Below are 16,637 nucleotides of genomic sequence, written 5' to 3' on the forward strand. Positions count from 1 at the left end.
CTCTATCTGGTTTCAGCGACGGATACGGGCTTGGAGGAAGGACAGCACGTCAGCCACCGGCAGCGCTTGCGCCTCGGCTTCGGTACGGCTCTTGTATTCCAGGTTGCCTTCGGCGAGGCCGCGGTCGCTGACCACGATCCGGTGTGGAATGCCGATCAGCTCCATGTCCGCGAACTTGATGCCCGGGCTGGTCTTCTTGTCGCGGTCGTCCAGCAGCACTTCGAAGCCGGCGGCGGTGAGTTGCGCGTACAGCTTGTCGGTGGCTTCGCGAACCTGCTCGGTTTCATAGCGCAGCGGTACCAGGGCGATCTGGAACGGGGCCAGGGTGTCGCTCCAGATGATGCCGTTCTCGTCGTTGTTCTGCTCGATGGCCGCGGCCACCACGCGGGACACGCCAATGCCGTAGCAGCCCATTTCCAGGGTGACCGGCTTGCCGTTCTCGCCCAGCACTTCGCACTTCATCGCCTTGCTGTACTTGTTGCCCAGCTGGAAGATGTGCCCGACTTCGATGCCGCGCTTGATTTCCAGGGTGCCCTTGCCGTCCGGGCTTGGGTCGCCGCTGACGACATTGCGCAGGTCGGCCACGGTCGGGACCGGCATGTCGCGTTCCCAGTTGAAGCCGAAGTAGTGCTTGTCGTCGACGTTCGCGCCGATACCGAAGTCGCTCATCAGGGCCACCGAGCGGTCGACGATGATTGGCAGCGGCAGGTTCAGCGGGCCCAGGGAGCCGGCGCCGGCGCCGATGGCGTCACGCAGTTCGGTTTCCGAAGCCATGACCAGCGGGCTGGCGACGCCAGGCTGGTTGGCAGCCTTGATTTCGTTCAGCTCGTGGTCGCCACGGATGATCAGGGCGATCAGCTTGCCGGCTTCCTCGGCGTGCACCACCAGGGTCTTGACGGTCTTTTCGATCGGCAGGTTGTAGCCTTCCACCAGCTGCGCGATGGTTTTCGCGTCAGGGGTGTCGACCAGGCGCAGTTCTTCGCTCGGCGCCGGCCGCGAGGTTTCCCGTGGCACGGCTTCGGCTTTCTCGATGTTCGCCGCGTAGTCGGAGCCGTTGCTGAAAACGATGTCGTCTTCGCCGGACTCGGCCAGTACGTGGAATTCGTGGGAGCCGGCGCCGCCGATGGAGCCGTTGTCGGCTTCGACCGGACGGAACTTCAGGCCCAGGCGGGTGAACACGTTGCAGTAGGCCTGGTGCATGCGGTCATAGGTGACCTGCAGCGATGCCTGATCGGCGTGGAAGGAATAGGCGTCCTTCATGATGAACTCGCGACCGCGCATCAGGCCGAAGCGTGGGCGGATTTCATCGCGGAATTTGGTCTGGATCTGGTACAGGTTGATCGGCAGCTGTTTGTAGCTGCTCAGCTCGTTGCGGGCCAGATCGGTGATCACCTCTTCGTGGGTCGGACCGGCGCAGAAGTCGCGACCGTGGCGATCCTTGAAGCGCAGCAGTTCAGGGCCGTACTCCTCCCAGCGACCGGATTCCTGCCACAGTTCAGCCGGCTGCGTGCTCGGCATCAACACTTCAAGCGAGCCGGCGGCGTTCATTTCTTCACGAACGATGGCTTCGACCTTGCGCATCACCCGCAGGCCCATCGGGAGCCAGGTGTACAGGCCCGAGGCCAGTTTGCGGATCATGCCGGCGCGCAGCATCAGCTGATGGCTGATCACGACCGCATCGGAAGGCGTTTCTTTCTGTGTGGCGAGCAAAAATTGACTGGTGCGCATGGTAGGCCGTTGTCGGTTGCTGAAGACTAGAAATGACGAAGCATTGTACGGGCGAGAACCGTTGGCGTACAGGATTGCGGCCGGGGGAGGTCGGGGAGCCGGATGAATGCCGGTATGCCCCGGGGTTTCCTAGGGTTCTTCGCTGACAGCTGTAGCGGGTGGCGTGGCCGGCGGTGTGGCTTCGGGCGCTTGCGGCGGTTCGGCGCGGCGGTTTTCCTGGAACCAGTGCAGGGCGATCAGGACCAGGGTCGGCACGCCGAGCAGGGCAGTGATCAGGAAGAAGTCGTGATAGCCGAACTTCTCCACCATGACCCCCGAATAACCGCCGATCAGGCGCGGCAACAGCAGCATGATCGAGCTGAGCAGGGCGTACTGGGTCGCCGAGAACTTCAGGTTGGTCAGGCTCGACAGGTAGGCGACGAAGGCCGAGGTGGCCAGGCCCGAGCTGAAGTTGTCCAGGGAAATGGTCACCACCAGCATCTGCAGGTTGGGGCCCATGTCGGCCAGCATCAGGAACAGCAGGTTGGTCGCGGCCGAGGCGGCGCCGCCGATGAACAGGATCGGCAGGATGCCGAAGCGCACGATCAGCAGGCCGCCCATGCCGGCGCCGACCAGGGTCATGATCAGGCCGAAAATCTTGCTGACGCTGGCGATCTGGTCCTTGGTGAAGCCCTGGTCGATGTAGAACACGTTGGCCATCACGCCCATCACCGTGTCCGACATCCGATAGGTGGCGATCAGGCCCAGCAGCAGCAGGGCTTGCCAGCGGTAGCGCAGGATGAAGTCGTTGACCGGCGTCAGCACCGGGGCCAGGCCGCGGCGGCCCATGGCCGACAGGCACAGCGAGGTCAGGATGATATAGAGAATGGCGCGCAGGAACGCCCGGTCTTCCAGCAGCAGATCCAGCAGGCTGGCGCCTTCGAACAGCACGCTGGCGAAGTCGGTGTTGTAGAGCTGGGTGAACATCGCCGGCACGGACACCAGCAGCACGATCAGCACGAATACCGACACCAACTGGTGCACGAAACTGTAGCGCCCGGCCGACAGCTGGGTGCGCAGCGGCACCGGCGGTTCGCGCATGAACAGGGTGGTCAGCAGGGCCGGGATCATCAGCACGCCGAACAGCACGTAGGTGCCGGTCCAGGCCGCGTGTTTATAGCTGAAACCGGTGGAGCCGAAACCTTCGGCGAAGAACAGGGCGCCAGCGGTGGCCAGCAGGGCGGCGACGCGGTAGCCGGACATATAGGCGGCGGCCAGGGCGGCCTGGCGGCTGTCTTCGGCGATTTCCAGGCGGTAGGCGTCCACCGCGATGTCCTGGGTGGCAGAGGCGAAGGCGACGATAACCGCAATGGCGATCAGCCAGGACAGGTGCTTTTGCGGATCGCAGAACCCCATGCCGATCAGCCCGAGCAGCACCAGCGATTGCGACAGGACCAGCCAGGAGCGGCGGCGTCCGAGTTTGCCCAGCAAGGGTAGGCGCCATTGGTCGAGCAAGGGCGACCAGACCCATTTGAAGGCGTAGGCCAGACCGATCAGGCTGGCGTAGCCAATGGTTTCGCGAGCCACACCGGCTTCGCGCAACCAGACTGAAAGTGTCGAAAACACCAGCATGTAGGGCAGGCCGGCGGCGAAACCAAGCAGCAACAGCACGAGCGTCGAGGGGCTGGCATAGGCGGCGAGCGCGGCGCGCCAGGTTTTACGGGGCATGGGCTGGAGTCTGCCTCAAGAATTACGGAAACAAAGCGCGCACTCTAACCGCTGTGCTCTACCGGACGCCAGCCATGGCGCCGAATATCCACACGATTGTTCAGGATCGAGACACCTTCCATACGCAGTCGCGCGCGCTGTTCGTCGCCCGAAGCGCTGCCCACGGGCAGGCTGATGCGCCCGCCCGCGCCCAGTACGCGGTGCCAGGGCAGGGTGGTGTCGGCGGGCAACTGGCTGAGGGTGCGTCCCACCCAGCGCGCGGCGCGACCCAGGCCCGCCATTTCCGCCAGTTGCCCATAGCTGACTACCTTGCCTTCCGGGACTTGGGCCAGGGTCAGGTAGAGCGCCGTGCGTCGGATTTCGGCGGGGCTTTGGTCGGCGTCGAGCGGTTCGATCACGTTCGGGTTTCCTGATGCAGGCCTGTAAACCGTCTGTAGGACAAAGGGTTTATTAACAATTGAGAATTGAACTCACTATAGATAGTCGAGTCAGTCCCTACCTGAGGTTTTATTCATGTGGATAATGCCGGTTTTTTTCGCGAACTCGAGCCTTGTATCTGTTTATGTTGTCCAGAACCCTGCTGTGCCTTGCCGTTTTCAGTACCGCCACGCCTTTGCTCGCCGATACCGTCTGGTTGAAGAACGGTGACCGTCTGAGCGGCAAGATCAAAGTGTTCGACGGTGGCAAGTTATTGATCCAGACCGAGTATGCCGGGGCCATCCCGATCGACTGGAAGCAGGTCAAGACGCTGGAGAGCGATCAGGAACTGCTGGTCAAGCAGGATGCCTACACCGGCGAGAAGGCCAAGTCCCTGCACGCGGCGGAAGACGGCAAGGTCACCCTGGCCAATGGCGAGGCGCCGAAGACTGTCGAGCTGGCGAGCATCCAGCAGATCATGAAGCCCAAGCCGGTGGTCGAGGATCTGGTGTGGAAGGGCAATGTCGACATGGCGCTGGATTATCAGCGGGCGGAAAAGGACACCGACGACTACGACATCGACTTCAAGACCTCGGCGCGCCACGGCAAATGGCGGCACACGGCGGAAGGCGAGTACAACCGCGAATTCCAGAACGATGTGGTCACCACCGACAACTGGCGCGGCGAATACGCACTGGACCGCTTCCTCACCGATAAATGGTTCTGGCAGGGGCGGTTGAATTACAAGCGTGACAAGGTCGAGGAGCTGGCGCGCCAGCGCGTGGTGGGTACCGGTCCGGGTTACCAGTTCTGGGATAACGAATTGGGTGCGTTCTCCCTGGGTTCGCTGCTCAACCGCACCGACTACGAGTACAAGGATGGCGGCAAAGACAACTTCTATTCCCTGGCCATGAAGTGGGACTACAACCGTTACCTGATTGGCAAGCGGGTCGAGTTGTTTACCAATGGCGAGGTGGGGCGGCCGCTGTCCAATATTGCCGATTACGCCCTGGATGCCGAGATCGGCCTGCGCTACAAGGTCACGGAGTGGGCGTCGCTCAACCTCAAGGCCGAACGGGACATCATCAGCGGCACCAAGGACAGCGACCTTAACAAGACCCGTTACACCGCGGGGTTTGGCGTCGCCTGGTAAGCTCGCAGGCCTGGAAATGAAAAAGTCCCGCGGTTTGCACCCGCGGGACTTTTTTGTTTGGCAGCGCAAGAGTGCTGTCTCGATAGCGTTGCGTTATGTCAGCCTCAACTGCATGCACCTTGACGGGTGCCCGTCTGGTACTGGCATTCGCTCTGCAGGCTGCCGTCCTCGTTCCAGAGGCGCATCCAGCCATGCTCTTTGCCATCCAGGTAATCGGTCGATGATTCCATCTGACCGCTGTCGTACCAGGTGACGGCGGGGCCTTCGAGTTTCGCGTCCTTGTAGACCTTATGCTCCTTGAGCTGGCCGTTGTCGTACCACGCCTTGAAGTCGCCCTGCTCGCGGTGCTGTTCATCCCATTGCCACTGAAGCGTCTGCACGCCCTGTTCGTTCCAGAGGGCATAACTGCGCTGGGTGCCGTGTTCGTCGTTGAACTGTTTCTGTTTTACCTTGCCGTTGGGGTGGTACTGGATTTGCCACCCCACGGGCTGGTTGTCCACGTAATCGACGGTGCTTTCCAGTGTGCCGTCAGGGTAATAGGACGGGCTGGGGCCGACTTTTTTGCCGGCAACGAACTGTCCGCTGTCTTTGATCTTGCCATCCGGGTAATAGCTGGTGATCGGGCCGTCCGGCAGATTCGCCCGGTAGGTGATGCGCCCGACCCGCTTGCCGTTCTCGTCGTACTCCAGGTATTCGCCGTCGACGCGTTTGCCCTGGCGCCAGTTGTAGGACTCGGCGACTTTGCCATTGTCGTGGTAGGTGCTCTGCCAGCCCTCAAGGAGGCCATCCCGATAGTTCGAGCGTTTAACCACGACACCGCTCTCGGAGTAGGTCAGCGCCTCTCCCTGGCGTTTGCCATTGAGGTCATAGCCAGCGCTGTGGCGGACCTGACCGTCCGGATAGTAGGTTTTCGAAGCGTGAACAGCCTTGCCCGAAACGAAGTCCTCGGCGCTGACGAAATAGTCCCGGCGCAGGGTGCCTGATTCGACATAGAAGATTTTCGCGTTCCAGGCTTTTTGCCGCTTGTCGTAGCTCATCGGCATCGACAGGAAGTACGAGGCCTGGCCTTGGCCCGTCGGCGCATAGCGCTCGTCGAGGTAGAGCTTGCCGTCGACCAGGGATGCGGTCAGCTCGCCGCATTCCTGGGCGGTGCAGGGCCGGACCTTTTCGAAAAAGGCTCGTTTTCCGTCACAGTCCGAGAGGGTCAGCAGGAGTGGGGTCTGGTCATCGATCAGTTGCTGGATTTCTTCCAGGACCTGGCCGAACGACTCAGCGGGGATGCCTGAGGATTCAGGGGTGAGGTAAACCTCGTTGCTGCCGCAACGATGGGCGCTGGAAAGCTCCAGCAGTACCGCGCGTCGCAACTCGGGTTGTTGCTGCGAGTCCTTGGCAATGTAGCTGGCGCCGCTATCCATGCCGACGATGATCGCTGGATGGTCGGGGCGAGGTGTGGCGTTGAGTGCGAGAGGGAGGGCGAGTGTGAGCACCGCTGCGCTCAACAACTTCCGGTGTATGAACGGCATCCTGCAGTTTCCATATGATTGTCCGGGGGGGCGGATCATATAGCCTGGGTGCCATTAAGCAAAAACATCCGGGCACAAAAAAGCCCCGCTTTGAGGGCGGGGCTTTTTTACTGTTTCAGTACAAGTTAGATAACTTGAACTTCTTCAGCTTGCATGCCTTTCTGACCGCGGGTAGCGATGAAAGAAACCTGTTGGCCTTCTTTCAGGCTTTTGAAGCCGTCGGATTGGATAGCTTTGAAGTGTACGAACAGGTCGTCACCGGATTGTGGAGTGATGAAGCCGAAGCCTTTTTCATCGTTGAACCACTTAACGGTACCGGTTTGGCGATTAGACATGGTGTATCTCCTTGGACAAAGTTAACTGCGACTCAGGAAAAGCCCTGGCCGAGACTGAGTGCAAAGAGCAGGAAAAATTCTTGGAGATGGTTGGATCGAAATTCAACATCGTGTAGAGATTCTCAGTGACACAAGCAGCACAGTGGCGCCACCTTAACCCTTTTTCCGGAACCTGCCAATGTTCTTTGCCAAGGATTCGCGCTTTTAGTGACTGGCGGTGCCGTACATATCTTCCAGCCCGCAAGTATTGCGGCTTTCAGCGAGAAAAGCGGCCCAGACTTTGAACCCGCAGGCGCACCCCGGTAAGATGCCGGACAGAATTTTTCCACCTCGCTATTTCAGGACACCCGCCATGAGCATCAAATCGGACAAGTGGATTCGCCGCATGGCGCAAGAGCACGGCATGATCGAGCCTTTCGTGGAGCGCCAGATGCGCGGCGAAGGCTCGGAGCGGCTGATTTCCTTCGGTGTGTCGAGCTACGGCTACGATGTGCGTTGCGCCGATGAGTTCAAGGTGTTCACCAATATCAATTCGGCCACCGTCGATCCGAAAAACTTCGACGCCGGCAGTTTCGTCGATATCAAGAGCGACGTGTGCATCATTCCGCCGAACTCCTTCGCCCTGGCCCGCACCGTCGAGTACTTCCGTATTCCGCGCAACGTGCTGACCATCTGCCTCGGTAAAAGCACCTACGCCCGTTGCGGCATCATCGTCAACGTCACCCCCCTCGAGCCTGAGTGGGAAGGTCACGTGACCCTGGAATTCTCCAACACCACCACCTTGCCGGCGAAGATCTACGCCAACGAAGGCGTGGCGCAGATGCTGTTCCTGGAGTCCGACGAAGAGTGCGAGGTGTCCTACAAGGACCGTGGCGGCAAATACCAGGGCCAGCGTGGCGTGACCCTGCCGCGTACCTGAGTCGTTCATCTGACAAATAGCGGGAATTCCTCAGCGGGCAGATACTCTAACCAGAGACTGCCCCGGTTTGCGCACAGCGGACCGTGCTTAGCTCAGGAGTGCCCCATGAAGATCGATCCGCTTATAAGCGCCACACTTGCCAGACTTGAGCCCAATCAGGTCGGCGTCCTGGCCTGGTCATTGCTGGCGCACCCCAGCGCGGCAGGCGGCATTCCCGGTCAACCCGACCCGGACACCCCGCAACCCGCCGAGCCGACCGAACCTGGCGAACCGACCTTGCCGGACGAACCGCCTCCCGCTCCTGTCGCCTGACTGACGCCAACTCATAAAAAAGGCCAGCCCGCCGGACTCCACCGGCGGGCTGGCCTTTGTCCATAGCGGCGCCTGGCTTACTTCAGGTTACCGCTGAGGAACTGCTGCAAGCGCTCGCTCTTCGGGTTGCCCAGCACCTCTTCCGGCGCGCCTTCCTCTTCCACCAGGCCCTTGTGCAGGAACAGCACCTGGCTCGACACCTTGCGGGCGAAGCTCATTTCATGGGTGACCATGATCATGGTCCGGCCTTCCTCGGCCAGGCCCTGGATCACCTTGAGCACTTCGCCCACCAGCTCCGGGTCGAGGGCCGAGGTGGGTTCGTCGAACAGCATCACTTCCGGCTCCATCGCCAGAGCCCGGGCAATTGCTACCCGCTGTTGCTGGCCACCGGAGAGAAAGGCCGGGTACTGGTCGGCCACCCGGGGGAGCAGGCCGACCTTGTCCAGGTAGCGCCGGGCGCGGTCTTCGGCGCCCTTCTTGCTGATCCCCAGCACCCGGCGCGGCGCCATGGTGATGTTCTCCAGTACCGTCATGTGGCTCCACAGGTTGAAATGCTGGAACACCATGGCCAGACGGGTGCGAATCCGTTGCAGCTCGTCGGCGTCGGCCACGTGCATGCCATGGCGGTCCTTGACCATGCGGATTGGCTGGCCGTCCAGGCTCATGGCGCCGTCGTCCGGGGTTTCCAGGAAGTTGATGCAGCGCAGAAAGGTACTTTTGCCCGAGCCGCTGGCGCCGATCAGGCTGATGACGTCGCCGGTCTTCGCCTTGAGCGAAACACCTTTGAGCACTTCATTGTCGCCGTAGCATTTATGCAGGCCTTCAATGGTCAGTTTGTACATGGGGCATGCATCCTCAAGGCGAAAGTAGGTAGCCGCTGCGATAGGCTTCGCGGCCGGCGACATGGGCGATCACCATGCCGGCGGTGGCCATGCGGCGCAGCGAGCGGGCGTAGAGCAGGCCGGCGCAGCTGCAATAAATGGGGGTGACGCGATCGTTGATCGGGTCGATGACTTCGGCCACCTGTTGCCCGGCTTCCAGGTACTCCCCGGGCAGGGCGGTGAACACCAGCAGGCCGCCCACGGGCGTGGCCACAGGTTCCACGCCGGCCAGCGGGGTGGCCGGGTAGGGCAACTCGGGCATGGGCGGAGCCTCGCCGGCGATAGCGCCGAAATGGCTCAGATAATCCAGTATGGCTTGGCAATCCCGGCTGGCCAGGTCGTGGTTGACGTCGCCCTGACCGCGCAGCTCGACGGTGACCGAGAAGCTGCCGTGGGGAATGGCGAAGCGCTCGCCGAAACGCTGCTGCAATTGCCACCAGAGCAGGGTGAAGCACTCGTCGAACGACTGGCCGCCGGAATCGGTGGCCAGCAGGCAAGCTTGCGAGCCGATATAGCGGGCCAGCGGTTCGACCTGCGGCCAGGCCTCGGGCGTGGTGTACAGATGGGCAACAGCTTCGAAATCGCAATGCAGGTCCAGCACCATGTCCGCGTCGCAGGCCAGGCGCTGCAGGGCCAGGCGCTGAGACTGCAACTGGGTGCCGGCGGTCTGCCGCGCCAGGGCGTTGCGCAGGCTGGCGCGGATGATTTCACGGTTATGCCGCGGATCGTCGCCCAGTTGGCCTTCGATGTCGTTGCCGACCTCTTCGCCGAGGTCGAGGAACCAGCGATTGAAGTTCTGCCCGCTTTCCAGCTCGTAGCGGCCCAGCGGCACGTCCATCAGCACCTGTTCCAGGCCGGCCGGGTTGGCCACCGGCACCAGGACGATTTCGCTGCGCAGGCGGCCCTGGGTCTCCAGTTCCGCCAGGCGTGCCTTGAGGTGCCAGGCCACGAGCATGCCCGGCAGTTCATCGGCGTGCAGCGACGACTGGATGTAGACCTTGCCTTCGGCCCGCTCGGGGCCGAAGTGAAAGCTGTGGATCTGGCGCGAGGTCCCCGGCAGCGGGGCGAGCAGATCATGAGTCTGTTGGCGCATGGATGATGATTTGCCTTGTTCTAGTGAGTCGGCCCGAGGAAGGCCAGCCAGCGGCGTTCGGCGAGGCGGAACAGGCCGACCAGGGCGAAGGTCACGGTGAGGTAGATCAGCGCGGCGATGCCGAAGGACTCGAAGGTCATGAAGGTCGCCGAGTTGGCGTCGCGGGCGACTTTCAGCACATCCGGGATGGTCGCGGTGAAGGCCACGGTGGTCGAATGCAGCATCAGGATCACTTCGTTGCTGTAGTAGGGCAGCGAGCGGCGCAGGGCCGACGGCATGATCACGTAGGCGTACAGCTTCCAGCCGCTGAGGCCGTAGGCCTTGGCCGCCTCGACCTCGCCGTGGGCCATGCTGCGGATCGCCCCGGCGAAAATCTCCGTGGTGTAGGCGCAGGTGTTCAGGGCGAAGGCGAGGATGGTGCAGTTCATCGCGTCGCGAAAGAACGCGTCGAGCACGGGCTGGGCGCGGATCGCGGCGATGCTGTAGATCCCGGTGTAGCAGATCAGCAGCTGGATATAGAGCGGCGTGCCGCGAAACAGATAGGTGTAGAACTGCACCGGCCAGCGTAGGTAGAGCTTGGGCGAGACCCGGGCGATGGACAGCGGGATCGACACCAGGAAACCGATGAAGATCGAGGCGCTGAGCAGCCACATGGTCATGGCCAGGCCGGTGACGTTGTAGCCGTCGCTGTAGAGGAAAGGTCTCCAGTATTCCTGCAGGAGCTCGATCATCGCACCGCCTCCCGCGAGCCCGCGGCATAACGGCGTTCGAGCCAGCGCAGGACAATATTGGAAGCGCTGGTGATGACCAGGTAGATCAACGCCGCCAGCACCAGGAAGTAGAACAGCTGATAGGTACTCTTGCCGGCATCCTGGGCCGCTTTGACCAGGTCGGCCAGGCCGATGATCGACACCAGCGCGGTGGCCTTGAGCATCACCATCCAGTTATTGCCGATACCCGGCAGGGCAAAACGCATCATCTGCGGAAACACCACGAAGCGAAAACGCTGGCCGCGCTTGAGGCCGTAGGCGGTGGCGGCTTCTATCTGCCCGCGCGGCACGGCGAGGATGGCGCCACGGAAGGTTTCGGTGAAGTACGCCCCATAAATGAAGCCCAGGGTGATGACCCCGGCGCTGAATGGGTCGATCTCGATGTATTCCCATTCCATGAAGTTGGTGAAGGTGGTCAGCCAGGTTTGCAGGCTGTAGAAAATCAGCAGCATCAGCACCAGGTCCGGTACGCCGCGGATCAGCGTGGTGTAGAGCTGGGCGGGCAGGCGCAGCAGGCCCAGCCGCGAGAGTTTGGCGCTGGCGCCGAGCAGGCCGAGCAGGACACTGAGTAACAGCGACAATACCGAGAGTTTGATGGTCATCCAGGTGCCTTCCAGCAACAACGGACCGAACCCCTTGAGGCTGAAGGCAGAAAGCCCAAGGGTTTGCAGAAGTTCTTCGAACATAAATCAGAGACCTGTGGCGATAAAAAAGGCGCCCATCGAGGATGGGCGCCAGGACCTTATTTACCGCTGTAGAGATTCAGATCGCCAAAGTGCTTTTTCTGAATGGTGGCGTAGGTGCCATCGTCGTGTAACGCTTTGATACCTTTATCCAGAAGCGCCTTGAGCTCTTTGTTACCTTTGGAGATACCGATAGCTGTCTTGGCCGGCAGCAGCGGGCTGTCCACTGGCTTGCTCACCTCGTAGTCGGCGCCTTGTGGCGACTTCAGGAAGCCCAGCTCGGCTTGCAGCATGTCCTGGATCGACGCATCGAGGCGCCCGGAAATCAGGTCGGCATACACCTGGTCCTGGTTCTGGTAGGCCTGGGTTTTCACCCCGGCCTTGTCCAGCACGGCCTTGGCGTAGGCTTCCTGGATGGTGCCCTGCTCGTAGCCGACAGTCTTGCCCTTGAGCGAGGCGGTGTCTTCGGTCAGGCCGGAACCTTTCTTGAACACGAAGGAAGTCGGGCCGGAGAACAGTTCGTTGGAGAAGTCGATGACTTTCTCGCGGGCCGGGGTGACGGTCATGGATGAGATCACGCCGTCGAATTTATTGGCTTTGAGGCCCGGGATCATGCCGTCGAAGTCGCTTTCGACCCATTTGCACTTGACCTTCAGTTCGGCACAGATGGCATTGCCCAGATCGATGTCGAAGCCGACCAGGCTGCCATCGGCGGCCTTGGATTCAAAAGGTGCGTAGGACGGGTCAACGCCGAAGCGCAGTTCCTTGTATTCCTTGGCCAGCGCGGAGCCGGCGGCCATGCAGAGAGCCAGTGCAGAAAGGGTCAGCAATGCTTTTTTCATTATTCAATCCCTAAAAACCAATATGAGCGCTTGTGGCGCATTAGTACTGTTACTGCAAAGCGTCAGACTTAATGAAAGTAGCAATTTCCGAACCAGAGTCCCGAACAACTGTTTTAAAAGGTGGTGCGAGAGCCTGCCGTGGGTCGGCTGCGCCCCAAAAAAGAGCGTGTGGGAAGCCTTGCATCAATAGGGCGCGTGGGAGATTTCGAGTAGGAAAGGGCGCGGCTGCCGAGAGCGTGGCAGGGCGGATCGGTGAGGGGATTGAAGTGTTACAGGGCGCAAGCCCGCCCCTTGTGCAGAGGGGCGGGCTGGCCAGTGTTACTTGCCTGGCGCCAGGGTCAGGCGGGTCTTGCCGTAGAGGCGGTCGAAGTTCTGCGGTTGCAGCGGCAAGCTCAGGTACTGGCCCTTGAGCCAGGCGTCGATGCCGTTCAGGTAGTTCGGGCTGGCCGGGTTGCCGGACTGGCCGCTGCTGTTGATGACGCTCAGCGGTTCGCTCTGGCTGAAATCGACGATCAGCCGTAGCGCCGGAGCCTGGGTCACATTGAAGTCCTGGCCCCAGCGGTAAGGTGAACTGTTCAGGGTGCTGTGATCGCCACCAGCCTGCAATGGCCCGCGAATCACCTGGCCACTGGCGTTCTTCCAGTTGTAGCTGTGCAGCTTGCCCCACTGCCAGGCCCGGCGATCGCCACCCAACTGGCTTTCACCGGCGCTGATGGCGGCGGCCAGGCTGCGGGCGAGGATCGCCGGCTTGTCTTCTTTCTGCGGGGTGCGGCTGTCATCCCAGAACGGGCTGTCTTCCTGGCCCAGCAGGTGGTCGGCCTGGGCCGAGTAGGACAGCGCGCCGTTGGCCACCAGGGCTTTCCAGGCCGGGCTGGACTCCGGGCCCAGTTTGTCGAGGAAGATCTGCCGGGCGCTTTCCTGCAGGAACAGCTCATAGATCGCCGCATCGGCCGACACCGGGCTGAGTTTGCCGTCGAACGCCATCAGGCGGCTGTAGGCCTCGCGGGCCTTGCTGCGGTCTGCTTCGGGCAGGGCGTCGATGGCTTTCTTCAGGGGCTGCGCCATGCCGGGGGCTTCGAACATCTTCTTCAGCTTGGCGGCGAAGGTAGTGGTCTGGTCGTACTGCATGGCGATCATGCTGCGCCCGTCGTGCTTGCCGCTGCCGGCCAGATCGGCCAGGCGCTCGCCACGCTCGGGGTAGTACCAGGAGTTGGACAGCTGCATGCCGTAGCCGTGGGGAATGATCCGCTGGTTGGCGGTGCCCAGCCAGCCTTGTGCCGGGTCCTGGTCATAGGGGTGGAGCATCGGGTCGGCATAACCGTCCCAGTCGTAACGGCCTTCCCAGCCCGGCGATGGCAGCAGGCCTTCGCCTTCACGGCGGTTGGGGAAGCGGCCGGTGACCTGCCAGCCGATATGGCTGGCATCGGCAAACAGCATATTCAGGCCGATGGCGCGGATCTCGCGGCTGGCGTCGGAGGCCCGTTCCACGTTTTGCGCCCGCGTCAGGTCGAAGAACGCATCCAGGCTCTTGTCGTCCGCAAGGTTCGGCTGTTGCAGGGCCAGGCCGTAGCCGGCGCTCAGGTTGCTGGCGCTGTTGAGCAGGGCGCCGTGACGGGTTTCATAGACCGCCTCGCGAATCGGCCGCTGGCCTTTGACGAAGTAGGTTTCGTTGCGCACCACGGCCGGCAGCCATTTGCCGTTGGCTTCGTAATACAGCGCATTGCCCTGGCGCTTGAGTTTCTCCAGGAACAGGTCCTGGTTGTCGCCGGCGACCGAGGTCATGCTCCAGGCCACCTGGCCGTTGAAGCCCTGGACGATCATCGGCAGGCCGGCGATCGAAGCGCCCGCGGCCTGGTATTTGGGCGCGCGGATCTGCACAAGGTTCCACGCCGGCGAATGGCTGTCGGCGGCCAGCAGGCTTCTGCCGCTGCGGCTGCGCTGTGGCGCGATGGCCCAGTTGCTGGCGCCGGCCACGCTCAGCGGGTTGAGTTCGCCGAGCTTGCCGGCGGCGCTGCTGATTTCGCTCAGGCCCGGAACATTCAGGTTGAGACCCTTGAGTTTGTCGCTCTCGGCCAGCGGCAGCGCTTCGTCCGGGTAGCTTGGGGTCAGCCAGGCGAGCTTGTCGGCGCCGACTTTCTGCGCCAGCACCAGGGCGTTGATTTCTTCCGGCAGGTTGGCCGACTGGCTGAAGTTCAACAGGCAGAAAATCAGCGCCGAATCTTCCGGCTTCCAGTATTCGGGCTTGTAGCCGGTGGCGGCCAGGTCCGGCGGCAGCTTGTCGCGGTAGCGGAACAGGTAGGCGTTGACCCCGCGGGCGTAAACCTCGAAGAAACGCTTGATCCGCGGGGACGAGGCCTTGTACAGCTCGCCGGCACTGTTCTTCAGGTTGACCGCGCGCATGTAGCGGTCGACGTCCAGCGCATCGGCGCCGGACATCTCGGCCAGCCGGCCCTGGGCCAGCAGGCGCAGGGTCACCATCTGGTTGATCCGGTCGCTGGCGTGCACGTAACCCAGGGCGAACAACGCATCGTGAAAGGTGTTGCTTTCGATCAGCGGCATGCCCATGGCATTGCGCCGCACCGAAACGTTCTGGGCCAGGCCCTTGAGCGGTTGCACGCCGGAGGTCGGCGGCAGGCTGTCCTGGGTGTTCCATGACTGGCAACCGGCCAGGCTGAGAACGCCGGCCACTGCCGCGGCAACGCCGAACCGGGGAAGAAAATGTGAGAAGGCTGGCGAGGCCATGGCAAAGCTCCTGCGGGGGGTAGCGTCGATAAAGGCGCTACGTTAGTGAGCAGGCGAGTGCCGCGCAAGCGGGGGCCGAGAGTATTTCTGCGTTGCCGGATAAATAGCCCGCGCCGCCCGCCCGGTGGCTGCTCGAAACGGAGCAGTCACCGCAGCTGACGGGCCGGCTATGGACTATCGGACCTCAGGATTTGGGTGGGTTGATCCGGGCGGCGATGGCGTAGGCGCGCGCGGTCGCCGGGCGATCGAGGATACGGTTGAACCAGCGGTGCAGGTTGGGGAAGTCTTCAAGGTTCTGGCTTTGCCACTTGTGGGAAACGACCCATGGATAGATCGCCATGTCGGCAATGCTGTATTCGCTGCCAGCGACGAAATCCCGGTCGGCCAGGCGTCGGTCCAGCACCCCGTACAATCGCGCGGTTTCATCGACGTAGCGTTTGATCGCGTAGGGGATTTTCTCCGGGGCGAACTGGCTGAAATGGTGGTTCTGCCCGGCCATCGGCCCCAGGCCGCCCATCTGCCAGAACAGCCACTGCAGGGCTTCCTGGCGGCCACGCAGGTCCTTGGGCAGGAACTGCCCGGTCTTTTCCGCGAGGTACAGCAGAATCGCCCCGGACTCGAACAGCGACAGCGGCGCGCCGCCGTCGGCCGGCTGATGGTCGACGATGGCGGGGATCCGGTTGTTCGGCGCGATCTTCAGGAACTCGGGCTTGAACTGCTCGCCCTGGCCAATGTTGACCGGGTGCACGCTGTAGGGCAGGCCGGTTTCCTCGAGGAACAGGGAAATCTTGTGGCCGTTGGGGGTGGTCCAGTAATACAGATCGATCATGGAACTCTCCAGGTAAACGAAGGACATTCTGCTACGGACAGCAAACAGCGGTATTCGGTGGTCCGGTCTACGTTCGACGGCTTGCCTGTCGGGAGAGGTGATGTTGAAGTGCGTGGAATTCAATGACCCAACGTGAGAAAAGTCAGCATGGAGCTTCAGACCAATGCGGCGCTGATCCTGATCGATCAGCAACAGGGCATCCTGCATCCCCGGCTCGGGCGGCGTAACAACCCCGAGGCCGAGGAACGCATCGCCGAGTTGCTGGCTTACTGGCGCCAGACGGCGCGGCCGTTGATCCATGTGCAGCACCTGTCCCGCAGCGAGCAGTCGGTGTTCTGGCCGGGACAGTCGGGAGTGGAGTTTCAGCAGCGGTTCATGCCGCTGGGCGCTGAGGCGGTGATCCAGAAGCAAGTGCCGGATGCCTTCTGCGCCACGACCCTGGAGGCCGATTTACGCAAGGCCGGGATCGGCCAGCTGGTGATCGTCGGCGTGGCGACCCACAACTCGGTGGAGTCGACAGCGCGGACCGCCGGCAACCTGGGGTTCGATACCTGGGTGGTGGAAGACGCCTGCTACACCTTCGACAAGGCCGACTTTTTCGGCCAGGCCCACAGCGCCGAGAAGGTGCATGCCATGTCGCTGGGCAATCTGCATGGCGAGTACGCGACGGTGACCACGACCCAGCAGATCCTTCATTCGCCCT

General features: G+C 62.1%; 16 protein-coding genes. 4 read left to right on the forward strand and 12 right to left on the reverse strand.

Annotation, left to right across the window (positions count from 1 at the left end; genetic code table 11):
- Positions 1 to 12: 12 nt before the first annotated feature.
- From J4E58_RS28040 to J4E58_RS28050, 3 genes are all read right to left on the reverse strand, one after another.
- Entirely contained in the window at positions 13 to 1,728 is a 1,716-nt protein-coding gene (locus J4E58_RS28040; protein ID WP_007923915.1) for a proline--tRNA ligase, read from the reverse strand.
- Positions 1,729 to 1,857: 129 nt separating this feature from the next.
- Positions 1,858 to 3,435, reverse strand: coding sequence for an AmpG family muropeptide MFS transporter (locus tag J4E58_RS28045; protein ID WP_007923912.1), 1,578 nt, complete (start codon positions 3,433 to 3,435; stop codon positions 1,858 to 1,860).
- 44 nt (positions 3,436 to 3,479) lie between these two features.
- Positions 3,480 to 3,833: an MGMT family protein gene (locus tag J4E58_RS28050; RefSeq protein WP_009042455.1), complete on the reverse strand. Its 354-nt coding sequence runs from the start codon at positions 3,831 to 3,833 to the stop codon at positions 3,480 to 3,482.
- A gap of 164 nt (positions 3,834 to 3,997) precedes the next feature.
- On the opposite strand from J4E58_RS28050, the gene J4E58_RS28055 reads away from it, so the two are divergent.
- The gene (locus J4E58_RS28055; protein WP_087091469.1) at positions 3,998 to 5,005 is read left to right on the forward strand and encodes a DUF481 domain-containing protein; all 1,008 of its coding nucleotides are present in this window, start codon (positions 3,998 to 4,000) and stop codon (positions 5,003 to 5,005) included.
- A 104-nt stretch (positions 5,006 to 5,109) separates the two neighbouring features.
- On the opposite strand, the gene J4E58_RS28060 is transcribed toward J4E58_RS28055, so the two are convergent.
- Together J4E58_RS28060 and J4E58_RS28065 are read right to left on the reverse strand one after the other, a co-directional pair.
- Complete coding sequence (locus J4E58_RS28060; protein WP_256583205.1) at positions 5,110 to 6,492, reverse strand: toxin-antitoxin system YwqK family antitoxin; 1,383 nt, start codon at positions 6,490 to 6,492, stop codon at positions 5,110 to 5,112.
- Positions 6,493 to 6,653: 161 nt separating this feature from the next.
- Positions 6,654 to 6,863: a cold-shock protein gene (locus tag J4E58_RS28065; RefSeq protein WP_002554837.1), complete on the reverse strand. Its 210-nt coding sequence runs from the start codon at positions 6,861 to 6,863 to the stop codon at positions 6,654 to 6,656.
- Positions 6,864 to 7,215: 352 nt separating this feature from the next.
- Here J4E58_RS28065 and dcd point away from each other — a divergent pair, with 352 nt between their 5' ends.
- Positions 7,216 to 7,782: a dCTP deaminase gene (gene dcd, locus J4E58_RS28070; protein ID WP_062823490.1), complete on the forward strand. Its 567-nt coding sequence runs from the start codon at positions 7,216 to 7,218 to the stop codon at positions 7,780 to 7,782.
- Between the two features lie 105 nt (positions 7,783 to 7,887).
- On the forward strand, positions 7,888 to 8,094 hold the full coding sequence (locus tag J4E58_RS28075) for a hypothetical protein (protein WP_007923905.1): 207 nt from the start codon (positions 7,888 to 7,890) through the stop codon (positions 8,092 to 8,094).
- 77 nt (positions 8,095 to 8,171) lie between these two features.
- Here the strand turns inward: J4E58_RS28075 and J4E58_RS28080 are convergent, their stop codons facing one another.
- From J4E58_RS28080 to J4E58_RS28110, 7 genes are all read right to left on the reverse strand, one after another.
- Positions 8,172 to 8,936, reverse strand: a complete 765-nt coding sequence (locus J4E58_RS28080; RefSeq protein WP_087091471.1) for an ABC transporter ATP-binding protein — start codon at positions 8,934 to 8,936, stop codon at positions 8,172 to 8,174.
- A gap of 13 nt (positions 8,937 to 8,949) precedes the next feature.
- Positions 8,950 to 10,068, reverse strand: coding sequence for a succinylglutamate desuccinylase/aspartoacylase family protein (locus J4E58_RS28085; RefSeq protein ID WP_087091472.1), 1,119 nt, complete (start codon positions 10,066 to 10,068; stop codon positions 8,950 to 8,952).
- 20 nt (positions 10,069 to 10,088) lie between these two features.
- Complete coding sequence (locus J4E58_RS28090) at positions 10,089 to 10,799, reverse strand: ABC transporter permease (RefSeq protein WP_087091473.1); 711 nt, start codon at positions 10,797 to 10,799, stop codon at positions 10,089 to 10,091.
- Positions 10,796 to 11,524 carry an ABC transporter permease gene (locus J4E58_RS28095; RefSeq protein WP_009042461.1) on the reverse strand — a complete coding sequence of 243 codons (729 nt, stop codon included), beginning with the start codon at positions 11,522 to 11,524 and terminating at the stop codon, positions 10,796 to 10,798. The genes J4E58_RS28090 and J4E58_RS28095 overlap by 4 nt, the downstream gene beginning before the upstream one ends.
- A 56-nt stretch (positions 11,525 to 11,580) precedes the next feature.
- The gene (locus tag J4E58_RS28100; RefSeq protein WP_007923900.1) at positions 11,581 to 12,363 is read right to left on the reverse strand and encodes a transporter substrate-binding domain-containing protein; all 783 of its coding nucleotides are present in this window, start codon (positions 12,361 to 12,363) and stop codon (positions 11,581 to 11,583) included.
- A gap of 318 nt (positions 12,364 to 12,681) precedes the next feature.
- Positions 12,682 to 15,105 carry a penicillin acylase family protein gene (locus tag J4E58_RS28105; RefSeq protein WP_087091474.1) on the reverse strand — a complete coding sequence of 808 codons (2,424 nt, stop codon included), beginning with the start codon at positions 15,103 to 15,105 and terminating at the stop codon, positions 12,682 to 12,684.
- 184 nt (positions 15,106 to 15,289) lie between these two features.
- Positions 15,290 to 15,934, reverse strand: a complete 645-nt coding sequence (locus tag J4E58_RS28110) for a glutathione binding-like protein (protein WP_007923035.1) — start codon at positions 15,932 to 15,934, stop codon at positions 15,290 to 15,292.
- A gap of 147 nt (positions 15,935 to 16,081) precedes the next feature.
- Between J4E58_RS28110 and J4E58_RS28115 the strand changes: the two genes are divergently transcribed.
- On the forward strand, positions 16,082 to 16,637 hold a 556-nt coding region (locus J4E58_RS28115; protein ID WP_207255344.1), incomplete at its 3' end, for a cysteine hydrolase family protein.

This window comes from Pseudomonas sp. FW305-25, assembly GCF_017351415.1.
In the GTDB taxonomy this organism is placed as follows: Bacteria; Pseudomonadota; Gammaproteobacteria; order Pseudomonadales; family Pseudomonadaceae; genus Aquipseudomonas; species Aquipseudomonas chlororaphis.

Coding starts and splice junctions, on each gene's coding strand:
- J4E58_RS28040 (WP_007923915.1), bottom strand. CDS start 1,728: ATGCGCACCAGTCAATTTTTGCTCGCCACACAGAAAGAAACGCCTTCC.
- J4E58_RS28045 (WP_007923912.1), bottom strand. CDS start 3,435: ATGCCCCGTAAAACCTGGCGCGCCGCGCTCGCCGCCTATGCCAGCCCC.
- J4E58_RS28055 (WP_087091469.1), top strand. CDS start 3,998: ATGTTGTCCAGAACCCTGCTGTGCCTTGCCGTTTTCAGTACCGCCACG.
- J4E58_RS28065 (WP_002554837.1), bottom strand. CDS start 6,863: ATGTCTAATCGCCAAACCGGTACCGTTAAGTGGTTCAACGATGAAAAA.
- dcd (WP_062823490.1), top strand. CDS start 7,216: ATGAGCATCAAATCGGACAAGTGGATTCGCCGCATGGCGCAAGAGCAC.
- J4E58_RS28075 (WP_007923905.1), top strand. CDS start 7,888: ATGAAGATCGATCCGCTTATAAGCGCCACACTTGCCAGACTTGAGCCC.
- J4E58_RS28080 (WP_087091471.1), bottom strand. CDS start 8,936: ATGTACAAACTGACCATTGAAGGCCTGCATAAATGCTACGGCGACAAT.
- J4E58_RS28085 (WP_087091472.1), bottom strand. CDS start 10,068: ATGCGCCAACAGACTCATGATCTGCTCGCCCCGCTGCCGGGGACCTCG.
- J4E58_RS28090 (WP_087091473.1), bottom strand. CDS start 10,799: ATGATCGAGCTCCTGCAGGAATACTGGAGACCTTTCCTCTACAGCGAC.
- J4E58_RS28095 (WP_009042461.1), bottom strand. CDS start 11,524: ATGTTCGAAGAACTTCTGCAAACCCTTGGGCTTTCTGCCTTCAGCCTC.
- J4E58_RS28100 (WP_007923900.1), bottom strand. CDS start 12,363: ATGAAAAAAGCATTGCTGACCCTTTCTGCACTGGCTCTCTGCATGGCC.
- J4E58_RS28105 (WP_087091474.1), bottom strand. CDS start 15,105: ATGGCCTCGCCAGCCTTCTCACATTTTCTTCCCCGGTTCGGCGTTGCC.
- J4E58_RS28110 (WP_007923035.1), bottom strand. CDS start 15,934: ATGATCGATCTGTATTACTGGACCACCCCCAACGGCCACAAGATTTCC.